At 61.5% G+C, this 13,889-nt stretch carries 9 protein-coding genes; 5 read left to right on the forward strand and 4 right to left on the reverse strand.

What is annotated here, in order from left to right:
* Positions 1-137: 137 nt before the first annotated feature.
* The 3 genes from typA to BR24_RS10975 all read left to right on the forward strand — a co-directional run bounded on the left by typA (position 138) and on the right by BR24_RS10975 (position 4,137).
* Complete coding sequence (typA, locus tag BR24_RS10965) at positions 138-1,979, forward strand: translational GTPase TypA (protein ID WP_496541526.1); 1,842 nt, start codon at positions 138-140, stop codon at positions 1,977-1,979.
* 145 nt (positions 1,980-2,124) lie between these two features.
* Positions 2,125-2,475 (forward strand): hypothetical protein, encoded by a 351-nt coding sequence (locus tag BR24_RS10970; RefSeq protein WP_496541527.1) that lies wholly within the window; start codon positions 2,125-2,127, stop codon positions 2,473-2,475.
* Positions 2,476-2,487: 12 nt separating this feature from the next.
* The gene (locus BR24_RS10975; RefSeq protein WP_496541528.1) at positions 2,488-4,137 is read left to right on the forward strand and encodes an FAD-dependent oxidoreductase; all 1,650 of its coding nucleotides are present in this window, start codon (positions 2,488-2,490) and stop codon (positions 4,135-4,137) included.
* 60 nt (positions 4,138-4,197) lie between these two features.
* Here the strand turns inward: BR24_RS10975 and BR24_RS10980 are convergent, their stop codons facing one another.
* Positions 4,198-6,594 carry a PAS domain S-box protein gene (locus tag BR24_RS10980; RefSeq protein ID WP_496541529.1) on the reverse strand — a complete coding sequence of 799 codons (2,397 nt, stop codon included), beginning with the start codon at positions 6,592-6,594 and terminating at the stop codon, positions 4,198-4,200.
* Positions 6,595-6,816: 222 nt separating this feature from the next.
* Positions 6,817-7,635, reverse strand: coding sequence for a nitroreductase family protein (locus BR24_RS10985; RefSeq protein ID WP_496541530.1), 819 nt, complete (start codon positions 7,633-7,635; stop codon positions 6,817-6,819).
* Between the two features lie 176 nt (positions 7,636-7,811).
* Here BR24_RS10985 and BR24_RS10990 point away from each other — a divergent pair, with 176 nt between their 5' ends.
* Complete coding sequence (locus BR24_RS10990) at positions 7,812-9,575, forward strand: glutamine--tRNA ligase/YqeY domain fusion protein (protein ID WP_496541531.1); 1,764 nt, start codon at positions 7,812-7,814, stop codon at positions 9,573-9,575.
* Positions 9,576-9,657: 82 nt separating this feature from the next.
* Here BR24_RS10990 and BR24_RS10995 read toward each other — a convergent pair whose 3' ends face one another.
* Positions 9,658-9,864, reverse strand: a complete 207-nt coding sequence (locus BR24_RS10995) for a hypothetical protein (RefSeq protein ID WP_496541532.1) — start codon at positions 9,862-9,864, stop codon at positions 9,658-9,660.
* A gap of 136 nt (positions 9,865-10,000) precedes the next feature.
* Here BR24_RS10995 and msrB point away from each other — a divergent pair, with 136 nt between their 5' ends.
* The gene (msrB, locus tag BR24_RS11000) at positions 10,001-11,122 is read left to right on the forward strand and encodes a peptide-methionine (R)-S-oxide reductase MsrB (protein ID WP_496541533.1); all 1,122 of its coding nucleotides are present in this window, start codon (positions 10,001-10,003) and stop codon (positions 11,120-11,122) included.
* Between the two features lie 322 nt (positions 11,123-11,444).
* Here msrB and BR24_RS11005 read toward each other — a convergent pair whose 3' ends face one another.
* Positions 11,445-13,724: a cysteine synthase gene (locus BR24_RS11005; protein WP_496541534.1), complete on the reverse strand. Its 2,280-nt coding sequence runs from the start codon at positions 13,722-13,724 to the stop codon at positions 11,445-11,447.
* Between the last annotated feature and the right edge of the window lie 165 nt (positions 13,725-13,889).

Raw genomic sequence — 13,889 nt, forward strand, 5'->3', positions numbered from 1 at the left:
CAGACCGCATCGTCACGGAGGCAATCCGTCACGCGAAGGACATGAACAATATATTTACAATGTCTCCGATATGCCGTACCTCCAACACGCCGCCGTCCGGCGGACCAATATCTCACATCTCAGAGGCAGGAAGGCACATGAAGGACCTCGTGCGCAACGACAATTTAAGGAATATCGCCATCATCGCCCACGTCGACCACGGCAAGACCACGCTGGTCGACGGCATGTTCAGGCAGTCCGGACTGTTCCGCGAAGGACAGGAAGTGGACGAACGCATCATGGACAGCATGGACCTCGAACGCGAGCGCGGCATCACCATCGCCGCCAAGAACTGTTCGGTCCATTGGAAAGACACCAAGATCAACATCATTGACACCCCCGGCCACGCCGACTTCGGCGGCGAGGTGGAACGCAGCCTGTCCATGGCCGACGGCGCCATTCTGCTCGTGGACGCATCCGAAGGCCCCCTGCCCCAGACCCGTTTCGTGCTCAAGAAGGCGCTGGACCGCGGCCTGAACATCATCGTGGTCATCAACAAGGTGGACCGGCAGGACGCCCGCCCCGAGGAAGTGGTCAACGAAATCTACGACCTGTTCATCGACCTCGACGCCACCGAGGAGCAGCTGGAATTTCCGCTGCTCTACGCCATCGGCCGCGACGGCATCGCCATGGAATCCCCGGAAGAGCGCGGCGAGAACCTGCACATCCTGCTGGACCTGATCCTCGACGAGATTCCCGGCCCGGCCCACGACGAAGACGAGCCGTTCCAGATGCTCGTCTCCGATCTTTCCTACTCCGATTATCTCGGCCGTCTCGCGGTGGGCAAGGTCCACCACGGCTCGGTCAAGGCCAACGACACGCTAGCCTGCATCGGCGAAGACGGCACCCCGGCGCGCCTCAAGGTCTCCAAGCTCCAGACCTATGAAGGCCCCAAGGTCATGCCCGCGGAGAAGATCATGCCCGGCGACATCATCGTGCTCGCAGGCATCGAGGACGTGCGCATCGGCGATACCATCTGCCATGTGGAAAGCCCCAAGGCGCTCGAGCGCATCACCGTGGACGAACCCACCGTGTCCATGCGCTTCAGCATCAACACCTCTCCGCTGGCCGGAACCGAAGGCAAGCTCGTGCAGGGCACCAAGATCCGCGAACGCCTGCACCGCGAAACGCTGCTGAACGTGGCCATCCAGGTGGAGGACGCGGACGGCCGCGACGCCTTCATCGTCAAGGGTCGCGGCGAATTCCAGATGGCCATCCTCGTGGAGACCATGCGCCGCGAAGGCTTCGAACTTTCCGTCGGTCGTCCCGAGGTCATCTTCAAGAAGGTGGACGGCCAGCTTCAGGAACCCATCGAGCGCCTTTTCGTGGACTGCGACGAGGAATTCACCGGCGTGGTCACCGAAAAGCTCTCCGCCCGCAAGGCGCGCATGACCAATATGGTCAACCACGGCACCGGCCGCGTGCGCATGGAGTTCTCCGTGCCGTCGCGCTCCCTCATCGGCTACCGCGACGAGTTCCTGACCGACACCAAGGGCACCGGCATCATGAACTCCTACCTCGAGGGATACGACGACTACCGAGGCGAGTTCCCGTCCCGCCGCACCGGCTCCATCGTGAGCGACCGCTCCGGCAAGGGCGTGGCCTACGCCCTGTTCAACCTCGAGCCGCGCGGCCAGCTGTTCATCACCGCGGGCGAGTCCGTTTACGAAGGCATGATCGTCGGCGAACGCAACCGCTCCGGCGACATCAACGTGAACCCCTGCAAGGAAAAGAAGCTCACCAACGTCCGCGCCTCCGGCAAGGACGACGCCGTGGTGCTGACGCCGGTCAAACCCATGAACCTTGAGCGCGCCCTCAACTTCATCACCGAGGACGAGCTGGTGGAAGTCACTCCCCAGAACATCCGCCTGCGCAAGATCACCCTCTCGGGCACCGAGCGCCACCGCATGGAAGGCCGCAAGAAGAAGGAAACCGAATAGGCTTTCTTCAAAGAGAATCCGCAAGGCTCCTCCCGAATCCGGGGGGAGCCTTTTTTTCGGCAATCAATTTACGTCCCGCCTCTTTCCCTGATCGCGCTTTTGTGCAACAATCTCCGAAAATCCGGACTTTTGCACGGAGGTCGCCATGTCCAGACTCAAAGCCATATTCGACGAATGCTCCTGGAGCAACAAGGTGGAAGGTTCGCTGCCGCAGGGAGAGGAAGTGCTCTACAGCTGGCACGAAAGGCAGTCCGCTTTCGCGGAATCCTTTTTCGGCAACTCAGGGCGACAGCTGCTCACCGAGGAGGACTCGGTGGTCACCAGAACGCTCTGGTACGCCATGGACGAAAAGGGAAGGCCCACGCTCGTGGTCACCCAGAAGGAAAAAAAGATCGATGTGGAGCAGGCGGCCAAGGACTTCGCCGAACTCATGAACCCGGAGAAGGTTCAGGAGTCTCTGGAGCGCGTCATGGGGTATCGATACAAGAAACCGTAGCGGAGAAAATGGATGTCCCTTTTTAAAAGCAATAAGACCAAAGACGAGGAGGAGTGGTTCCTCCCGGAAGACTCGCGCAAGCACCTCACCGATCATTTCTCCAAGATGCCCGGCAACGTGCACTTCGAAGTCTTCACCAGCGAGGAGATCAACGCCCCGTTCAACGAGTACCTGCTGAAGTTCGTAAAGGACCTCGACAGGTTGAGCGACAAAATTTCCTACGAGGAGTTTTCCCTCGACTCGGATCAGGCCCGCCAGCGCGAAGTGGATGCATCACCCACCCTGCTGGTTAACCCGGATGATTACGACATCCGTTTTCTCGGTGCGCCGCTGGGTGAGGAGGGGCAGTCCTTCATTACGGCCATCATGCTGGCATCCTTCGGGCAGAGCGGGCTTTCCGAAGAATCCAGAAACCTGTTGGCGGAACTGGACGAGCCGCGCAGCGTGGACGTCTTCGTCAGCCCAACCTGCCCCTACTGCCCGGGACAGGTGATCAACGCCATCAAGTGCGCCATCGAAAAGCCGGGGCTGGTCCGCGCCCGCTGCGTGGAAACCGGAGAAAACGAGGAGCTCTCGCGCAGCCACAACGTCGGGTCCGTGCCACTTACCGTGGTGGACGACGGCGAACACCGCATGGACGGGCTCTTTCCCGAACAGCGGTTCGTGGTGGAGCTGGTGACAAAGCAGAGCGCGGAGAACTTCACGCACAGCCACGGCGCGGGAGACATGCAGAACGCCGAAGAAGTGGACCTCGTGATCATCGGCGGCGGCCCGGCAGGACTCACGGCGGGCATCTATGCCGAACGCGCCGGACTCACCGCGGTGGTGCTGGAGAAGAACCTCGTGGGCGGGCAGATCGCGACCACCCCCACGGTCGAGAACTATCCCGGCTTTCCCTCGGTTCCGGGAATGCAGCTGGTGGACATCATGGCCCGGCACGCCCGGGAGTACACCACCGTGCGCGAAGGCGAGGAAGCCGTCGAGATCAAGGTGGGGCGCAACATCGAGGTCATCAGCAACATGCGCCACTACGTGGCCCGCGCGCTCGTGCTGTCCACCGGGGCGGTCTACCGCAGGCTGGGCGTCCCCGGCGAGGACGAGTACTGGGGCAAGGGCGTCAGCTTCTGCGCCTCATGCGACGCCTTCCTGTACAAGGGAAAGAAGGCCGCGGTGGTCGGCGGCGGCAACACGGCACTGACCGACGCCCTGCACCTCAAGAGCCTCGGCGTGGACGTGACAATCATCCACCGGCGCGACAGCTTCCGTGCGCAGCAGGCCCTTGTTGATTCGGTGCAGGAGCAGGGAATCCCCGTGCTCTGGAACACAGTGGTGGAGAGCATCGAAGGCGAAAGCGAGGAACTCACCCACCTGCGAGTGCGAAACGTGGCGGACGACTCGCAAACCGACATCCCGGTGAACGCCGTGTTCATGGCCATAGGACAGGTTCCGGGAAACGACCTCGCCAGAATGATCGGCCTGAAGACCGACGACGCGGGATTCGTGGAAGTGGATTCGCGCATGCGCACGAGCATTCCGAGGATTTACGCGGCCGGGGACATCGTGGGCGGATTGCAGCAGATCGTCACGGCCATAGGGGAAGGGTCGGTGGCCGCCATGAGCGCCTTCGAGGATCTGTCCTCGCCGTACTGGAAAAAAGGCTGACCCCACGGAGTCTCGGCCTTTACAACGCATTTGCAGCCCTCGCCTCCTGTCAGGCGGGGGCTACTTCAGTTTGACGGCATCCACTGTCCTGAGCAGCTCCATGGCTCCGACGGGCTTGGAGATGTAATCGCTCATGCCCTCGCCGATCAGTCGCTCCCGGTCTCCGGCCATGGCGTGGGCCGTCAGCGCGATGACAGGGATCTCCGGGGAAGCGGCCGTGCGTCCCTCGCGGATTCGACGCAGCGCCTCAACGCCGTCCATCACGGGCATCTGGATGTCCATGAGCACGCAGTCCACGTCCGGGGTGCCGTTGAGAACCTCCAGCGCTTCCCTGCCGTTCTCGGCGCAGAGAACCGAATGCCCTTCTTTTTCGAGCATCCTTTTGGCGGTGATTCGGTTCACCCGCTCATCCTCCACCAAAAGAACCGTCATCGCGGTGTGTTCACCTTTGCTCCTGCGTCCGTTTTCGCCTTTGCTGTCGGCCTCGTCCTCATCAGGCTTCAGGCGCACCGTAAAGGCAATCGTCGTGCCGTTGCCTTCCTCGGTGTCCACCGTGAGCGTACCGTCCATGAGCTGCACAAGCCTTCTGACAATACTCAGCCCCAGCCCGCTGCCCTGATACGTCCGGGTAATCGACCCGTCGGCCTGCGTAAAGGTTTCGAAGACCCTCGGAACCTCCCACGGGCGCATTCCGATCCCGCTGTCCCTGATGCAGACCCACAGCAGCGGCCCCTTTGCGTCCTTCACCAGCCCGGCTTCAACCGAAACGCCGCCCACATGAGTGAACTTTACCGCGTTGCCGATGAGATTGAACAATATCTGGCGCAGGCGCACCTCGTCTCCGAGCACCCACTCGGGAAGCGGCCCGCTCTGTCGGAAACGCAGGGTGAGATTCTTCTCTCGGGCTTCGCGCCGGAACAGGTCGGTGGAGCTCTGAACCAGTTCGCGCGGGTTGAAGCGGTTGCTCTCCACGCTCATGCGCCCAGCCTCCACCTTGCACAGGTCGAGAATGTCGGAGATCAGCCGCAGGAGGTTGCGCCCGGAATCCAGCGCCGTGTCCACGTACTCTTTCTCCTCTGCCCTGCGGACCGTCTGCCGCAAGAGCTGGAGCATGCCCAGCACGCCGTTGAGCGGGGTGCGTATCTCATGGCTCATGTTGGCCAGGAACTCGCTCTTGGCACGGTTGGCCTGTACAGCCTCGTTTCTGGCCCGCTTGAGCTCCTCTTCGGCCCGCCGCTCTTCGGTCATGTCGATGACAATGGAATACAGCAGCCGCTTTCCCAGCACGTTCACCGGCCCCGAGAACACATCCACATCGCGGATTTCCCCGTTTGCGAGCCGATGCTGGAAATGAAAACGCCGCTTCTGCTCGGAAGCTGCCTGAGAAATGCGCTCGCCCAGAGTGTCCTCCGAGAGCATGTTGATCTCGCCGATGGGCTTTCCTATGAGTTCGTTTCTGCTGTACCCGTAAAAGCGGCACGCAGCGGCGTTCGGCCTGACGATGGTGCCGGTGTCGGGATCGATGAGCATCATGACGGACGAACTGCTCAGAAACAGCGAGCGGAACATGTCCTCGCTGCTGCGGGCCCGCGCTGCCCGACGGTAATCATCGGAGACGTCGCGCACGAAGCCGTGCATCCAGACGCTCTTCTCATCCGTGTCCTGCTCCACCAGCGCCCGGACGTGGACATGCCGCTCCACGCCGTCATGTCCGGTGATGCCGAACCGGACATCCATTCCGCGCCCATCCTTGATGCACTCCAGAAAACTCTTCTCCACCATGACCCGGTCCTGTTCCCGGACCAGCCGCATCAGCTCGTCCCGACCCACGGGCCCGGTCCCCTTCTCGAAGCCGGTTATGCTGTAGACTTCATCGGACCAGTACTTCTCGCCCGTCTGAAGGTTGACGCTCCAGCTGCCTATGCCTCCGAGTTCCCGGGCCGTATCGAACTGCGCCTCGCGGCGGCGCAATTCCAGATCCTTCTGGGCGAGGTCCTCGTTGAGCTCCTCCAGTTCGCGCACGCCGGAGCAGATTCGCTCGCGCCGCCGATCCGACTCCTCGGACGGGACATAATCCTCGCGCGGCTGCATCCCGGCCACCACAAAACGCCCGTCCTCCGATTCGATCAGCCCGGCCCGGACCTCCACGGCCACCCGTGCCCCGGACGCGGTCTGGTGAATCGTTTCAAATGATCTGGAAGACGCCGCTCGGAACCGAGTGGACAGCGGCGGAACGGCAGGACGAACTTCCGGAGCGTCAAGGTCCTTGACCGTCATGTTGTTCAGTGCGTCAAGGGAGTACCCGTACTTTTCGTAAAATGCCTGATTGACGACCTCTATGCGCCCCCTGCTCCCGTCAGGACGCACCCTGTAACAGAGCATGGGCGTCAGGCTGATGAAAAAGGCGCTCCCCAACAGCGGTTCCCACGCCACACGCTTTTCGGCCAATATATCCATTCGCGCCACTCCCGGATATTCATTATTTGAATTCACTTTAGCGGCTACGGAGGAATTGGCGAATGATTTTTCCATTTATAATGAAGGGTGTTCGAACGAAATCCGTTACGCGCAGGCCGAATGACACGCCCGCTCCGTCATGGGGAAAAGGGTTTGCGAACAAAAAAACGGGCCACCCGTAAAGAGTAGCCCGCTTTTTTCACTCGTGAGGCATCCGATGCGCTACAGCCAGCGCACCGAAGCGGGGCGTCTCGGCGGTACGGCACCATAGCGGACCCTGGGCTTGCCGAGCATCAGCACGCCGTGCACGGCATGATCTTCGGGCACGCCCAGCAGTTCGCGAAGCGGCGCATGCGAGTCGCAGGCGAACTTGACCAGCCCGCCCCAACAGGCACCGAGGCCGTGGGCATGGGCAGCCAGCTCCAGATAGGTCAGCGCCACCACGGCGTCCTCCTGCGGCGTGGGACCGTTCAGGGGCGCATGACAGACAGCCAGGGCCGGAGCACCGCGACATATGAGGTCGCGCCCCCTGCGCCAGTAACGCAGGATGCCGGGGAGAAAGTACTCCCGGGACTTTTCGGAACGCGCCTTGACCTCGATGTCCATCCACTCGGCCACGGACTCGCAGACGGCCTCGACCTTGGCGCGGCTTTCGGCCACGCTCCACCCGACAGGCCGGGCGTTGTGACCGGAGGGCGCATATTCGGTCACGTTCAGCAGGTGCGAAAGCAGCTCCCGGTCCACGGGCTTGTCCGAGTACTCGCGTACGGAGCGACGGGTCTGCATCAACAGCTCGGCCTGCTCAGGCGAGGGCAGCTCCTTCTTGGCATACCGCCGCGCCGTCCCCTCGAACCCGGTAAGCTGAAGCGCCCCCTTGGGGCAGACGGCCATGCAGTGCCCGCAGGCGATGCAGCGAGAGGCGGTCCGGCCGTTCTCCACGGGCAGCCCGCCTTTTTCCCAGTCGATGCACGACACGGGACATTCCCTTGCGCACAGGCCGTCGCGCGCGCAAAGCGATTCATCTATGACGAAAAGCGACATGTGTTGTCTCCTTGCAATTTGATCGGTGCACCCCCTACCTCTTTCGTCCGCGCTTCGCAACCCGCATGATCATTGACCAACAGGGGGTTTTCCCGTATCCGTGTTCCAACGGAATCACCCGGCCGCGCAGCGGTTTCTCAAGATATTTCCAGTGCACGCACAGCTTAGGAGAGCGCATGAGCAACAAGCCCGAAGCACCTGAGAAAGGCAAGGACTTCGTCCGCCAGATCATCGACAAGGACCTCGAAAACGGCAAATACGGCGACCGGGTCGTTACCCGCTTCCCGCCGGAGCCGAACGGCTACCTTCACATTGGGCACGCCAAATCCATCTGCCTCAATTTCGGCATCGCCCGCGACTACGACGGGCAGTGCAACCTGCGCTTCGACGACACCAACCCGGTGAAGGAAGACACGGAATACGTGGACTCCATCAAGGAAGACGTGCGCTGGCTCGGCTTCGACTGGGGCGAAAACCAGTTCTACGCGTCCGACTACTTCGAGCGGTTCTACGCAGTGGCCGAACTCTTCATCCGCTCCGGCAGGGCCTACGTGGACGACCTCTCCGCCGAGGAAATCCGCGAGTACCGCGGCACCCTCAAGGAGCCCGGCAAGGAGTCGCCCTACCGCGACCGCCCCGTCGAGGAAAACCTCGACCTCTTGCGCCGCATGAGAAAAGGCGAGTTCGGCGACGGCGAACGGGTGCTGCGCGCCAAGATCGACATGGCCTCGCCCAACGTGGTCCTGCGCGACCCGACGCTCTACCGCATCAAGCACGCCGACCATCACCGCACCGGCGACGCATGGTGCATCTACCCCATGTACGACTTCGCCCACTGCCTGTCCGACTATTTCGAGGGCATCACCCACTCCATCTGCACCCTTGAGTTCGAGAACAACCGCCCGCTCTACGACTGGGTACTCGACACGCTCATCGAATGCATCGACTCCGAGACCTGCGGCGAGAACGAAACCGAAGTCTTCGGTGGGGGCGCCACCCCGCAGGAGCGTCCGTACCAGTACGAATTCGCGCGACTGAACATTTCCGGCACCGTGCTCTCCAAGCGCAAGCTCATCCAGCTGGTGCAGGAGGGACACGTTGACGGCTGGGATGACCCGCGCATGCCCACCATCTCCGGTTTCCGCCGTCGCGGCTACACGCCCGAGTCCATCCGCGACTTCTGCGACCGCATCGGCGTTGCCAAGGCGGACTCCATGGTGGAATACGCCCTGCTCGAACACTGCGTGCGGCAGGACCTGAACGAACGCGCTCCGCGCTACCTGGGTGTACTCGATCCCGTGAAGCTGATCATCGAGAACTACCCCGAAGACGGAGAAGACGTTTTCGAGATGCCGCTGCATCCCGAAGACGAATCCGTGGGCACCCGCACAGTCCCCTTCGGCCGGGAACTGATCATCGACCGTGCCGACTTCATGGAGGACGCGCCCAAGAAATACTTCCGCCTGACGCCGGGCAAGGAAGTCCGGCTGCGCTTTGCCTACTACGTGACCTGCACCGGCTGCGACAAGGACGAGGACGGCAACATCACCGCTGTTCGCTGCACCTACGATCCCGCCACCCGCGGCGGATGGTCCGACGACGGCCGCAAGGTCAAGGGGACCATCCACTGGGTCAGCGCCGCGCACGCGGCCAAGGCCGAAGTGCGGCTATACGAACGACTCTTCTCCGAAGACAGGCCCGGCAACCCCGGCGAAGGGCGCACCTTCATCGACTGCCTGAACCCGGACTCCAAGGAAGTGCGCACCGAATGTTTCGTTGAACCGGCACTCGCCGACATCGAACCCGGCACCCACTTCCAGTTCGAGCGCACCGGCTACTTCATCGCCGACGCCAAGGATCACGCGCCGGGCGAAAAGCTGGTCTTCAACCGCACCGCCACCCTGCGCGACAGCTGGGCCAAGATCGCCAAGAAAGGCTAACCCGACGCCCTTCAGAGAAAACGAAAGCGGCCCCGCCGGATACGATCCGGCGGGGCCACTTCATTCGGAGCCTTTCTCGAAACTAGGCGGATCCAAGCGGGGATACCGCCGACTGTACGAGATTGGCTTCGGCGTTGTAGGTTGCGGTGGCCTGAGTCTTGACCAGCTCGCTGGCAACGGTCGGGTCCTTGAACACCTGACGCTGCATACGCAGCTTGGCAAGTCTCTTCATCTGTTCGGCCATATCCGTACCCTGATTACTGGGTGCTGCGATAGTGGTACCTTCCATGATGGTCTCCTTGCTTTTTTACCTTGCCTTACACGTCCCATCGGACGATACGCATTTTTCTTTACCCCCGACGTTGACTTGCGCCCGTATCCGGTTACTCTGTTTATGTGGTAAAAATTCTCAACTGGGAGAATCCATGAACAGACATACAGCCCTCTCCTTCATTGCGGCTCTTGCTTTCCTGCTCACCGCCGGGGCCTTTTCCTTTCCCATGGCGAAACAATCGGAGGCACGCATGCCCGGACAACAAAGTGATCTTTCCGTAGCCACCCTCGCTGGAGGCTGTTTCTGGTGCGTCGAAGCGGATATGGAAAAACTGCCCGGAGTCGCCAAGGCCGTCTCCGGCTACGCGGGCGGCGATCTCGAGAACCCGACCTATGAACAGGTCAGTTCCGGAAGCACCAAGCATCGCGAAGCCGTACAGGTGTACTTCGATCCGGGAGTGATCGACTACGAAACCATCCTCCAGTCATTCTGGAGACATCACGACCCCACCGACGAAGGCGGATCCTTCGGCGACAGAGGCTTTCAGTACACCTCGGCCATTTTCTATCACGACGAAGACCAGAAACGCGTCGCGCAGGAGTCCATACAGGCCCTGAACGAATCCGGTCGGTTCGACAAGCCCGTAGCCACGAAGGTTCTGCCCTTCTCCACATTCTACGAGGCTGAACAGTATCATCAGGACTACTACAAGAAGAACCCTGTGCGCTATAAGACCTACCGCTTCTTCTCCGGACGGGACCGCTACACGGAGAACAAGTGGGAAGGCGAGGAATCCGTCAGCGTCACCAAGCCCGAACAGCCCGAGAAAAAGGGGCAGTATACCATCCCGTCCGACGCGGAGCTGAAAAAGACGCTCACCCCGCTCCAGTACGAAGTGACCCGCAAAGACGGCACCGAACCGGCCTTCAACAATGAGTACTGGGACAATCACGAGCCCGGAATATACGTGGACATCATCTCCGGGGAGCCGCTCTTCAGCTCCACGGATAAGTTCGATTCCGGTACCGGCTGGCCCAGCTTCACCAAACCGCTGGTTGACGAGAACGTCACCGAACACGAAGACAACTCCCTGTTCATGCGCCGCATCGAAGTCCGCTCCAAGCACGCCGACTCACACCTCGGCCATGTGTTCAACGATGGACCGGAGCCAACCGGCTTGCGCTACTGCCTGAATTCCGCAGCCCTGCGCTTCATTCCGGCGGACCAGCTGGAAGAACAAGGCTACGGGGAGTTTTCACACCTTTTCAGGTAGCATTTAGAGTGTTTATTATAATAGCCTAAGGCGTAAAAGATCGGAGTATGTACTTGCCAAGGGCGAGTTTGTACGATAGCCTTGTATCTACAAGTCGATATGCGGCTTTACCGTGCAAACCGTCGCGGGATATCCGTCCGATCCATATCCCGCCAGGACAGCATGGCGTCATCTCGGTGCCCCTCACCCCCTCGTGGGGCACCCACAGGAAAACGGAGCCACTTCGGCGGCTCCGTTTTCTCTTGTCCTAGAGACCATCATTCATACGCCAAAGAGGCCTCCGGCGGGCAGGGCGCGCCCCTGCCCCCCCGGAGGCATTGCCTTAAATCCGGTATACTCTGGGGCCTTGGTTTGAGTCTTCCACTTTGAATCCCTTGGTGGCCAGCATGTCTCTGATCCGATCGGATTCGGCGTATTTTTTTCCTGCTCTTGCTTTCTGGCGGTCGGCAACGAGCCCTCGTACCTCTTCGGGGAGTTGCGAGAGCGAATACGGCAGGGCGTCATTGTCGAGAATACCGAGCACCTGGTCGGCGGACTGAAGTGCTTCGAGCAGCATCCGGGCGGTTTTTCCCGAAAGCTTTTTCTCTGCCGACAGAGTGTTGATGCTTTTGGCGAAGGTAAAGAGTGCGGGCCAGAAGTGATGCAGGGCCAGGTCGTCGTCCATGGCTTCGCGCAACGCGGCATTGAGGTCAAAGACCATCTGTTCTGCGCGGTCGTCGGTGTCGTCGCCGGGGGCGTCCTGCATGGTGGCGAGGGTGGCGGCGGCGTCCTGAACGCGGTGCCAGTTTCGGGCCCACATGCGCAGGTTTTCTTGGGTGGCTGTCAGGGGCTTGCGGTAATGGGTCGAGAGCAACCACATGCGGGCGGCGTGGGCGGAGCCTAGGGTCTCGATGAGTTGGGTCACCCCGTGGAGGCTGCCGCTGCCGGTTCTGTTGGCGACCATCCATGCCTGCACTTCGCGTCCTGCGCTGCTCCAGATGGCGCGCAGGTTTTCGAGATGCGGGAACCGATGGGATTCGCTGCCTATGAAGATATCGGTGCGTCCGGTGACATCCGTGGCGCAGGCGGCGTGCTGCAGGAACCAGCTCGGCCGGACGTTGCCCCACTCGGTTTCAAGCACATCGCCGAGTTTGAGATCCAGCAGAGTGGCTCGTTTGAGCAGGGTGAAGTCGAATGGATTGTCCTTGACGTAGGCGTCGAGATCAACGGTCTTTCCGGCGGAGAGATGTTCCGGGTCCTGCAGGCCGAAAGCTCCGTAGCGGGGGTCTCGGAATATGTCGAAATAGACGCTGCGGAGCTTTTCGTAGGCCAACCCTTTGCCGAGCATCTTGCGGCACAGGTCGAGGGCGGTTCCTTCGCTGTGGCCGGTCAGGGGGAAAAGCATGGTTTCCGAAACACCGAGCTCTTTTGCGGTATCCAGAATCGTCCGTCGGGTGCGATCGGCGAATTCGGCTCTGGATGCGTCTCGGGCGCGGGCCGCGGCGAGGGTGCGGTCGTCCATGTCGGACAGGCCGGCGACCGGGGTCACGTCCACGCCGCGCAGGGCCAGATGCCGGGACAGGACGTCGGCCACGAGAACACGCCGCCACGAATCCAGACCGCCCGGATTGTCAAGGCTCGGCCCCATGGTGTAGATGCCGGTGCCCTGCTCGGTCCTGACCAGCTCCTTTCCGGCGCGGGCCACGTCGTATACGCGTACGCCCTGCCGGGTGCGAGGCGCGAAAAGCGGGGTTGAGAGATAGCGTTCGCCGCCGTCCGGGAACAGGACCACGATGGTACCCTGCTCCATGTCTTCGGCCAGCCGAATAGCGCCGCCGAGGGCTGCACCGGAACTCATGCCCGCGAAAATGCCTTCTTCGGACGCCAGTCTGCGGCAGAGATCGAAGGCGGTCTCGTCATCCACGCGCAGCACGGCGTCCAGTTCGGACTTGTCATAAATACCGGGCGGGTAGGACTCATGCATATTCTTGAGGCCCTGAATCCGGTGGCCCTCATATGGTTCCACCGCGGCCACGAACACGCCGCCCATCTCGTGCAGGCGGCGGGCCATGCCCATGGCGGTGCCGGTGGTGCCGAGGCAGGCAACGGCGTGCGTCACCTCACCGCCGGTCTGTTCCCATATTTCGAGGCCGGTGCCGTCGTAATGCGCCTCGACGCAGGCGGGATTGTTGTACTGATCGAGCAGAACGTACTTGTCCGGCTCTTCACGAGCCATGCGGTAGGCCAGCTCGATGGCTCCGTCCGTGGCGAGATGGCCGGGGGTCAGCTCGATCTCCGCGCCGTAGGCCCGCATGATCATCTTGCGTTCCTCGCTGGCGGTCTCGGGCATGATGAGCCGGATGGGATAGCCCTTGACCGCGGCGACCATGGCCAAGCCGATGCCGGTGTTGCCGCTGGTGGCCTCGATGAGAATCCTGCCCGGCTTCAGCTCGCCGTTTTCCTCGGCCCGCCGGATCATGGCCCACGCCACGCGATCCTTGACCGAGCCGCCGGGATTGGCGGTTTCCAGCTTTGCCAAAATCCTGACGCGCGGATTGGGATTGAGCCGCTTGAGTTCCACGAGCGGCGTGTTCCCGATAAGGCCAAGGATGCCGTTTTCCATTTTATTCCCCCGGAATCATGAGCATTTCAGGCACGTTCAACGCGAGCACAATAGGCCAAAATCCGGCACGGCGCAACTGGCATGCTATTTGTAAACAGTGATGCGAGTTGTGGTGACGCGTGTTGATGCGGCGAGCAGAGACACAGCCCGGCAAACGCAAGCAAA

The sequence above is a fragment of the Pseudodesulfovibrio halophilus DSM 5663 genome (genome assembly GCF_059568665.1).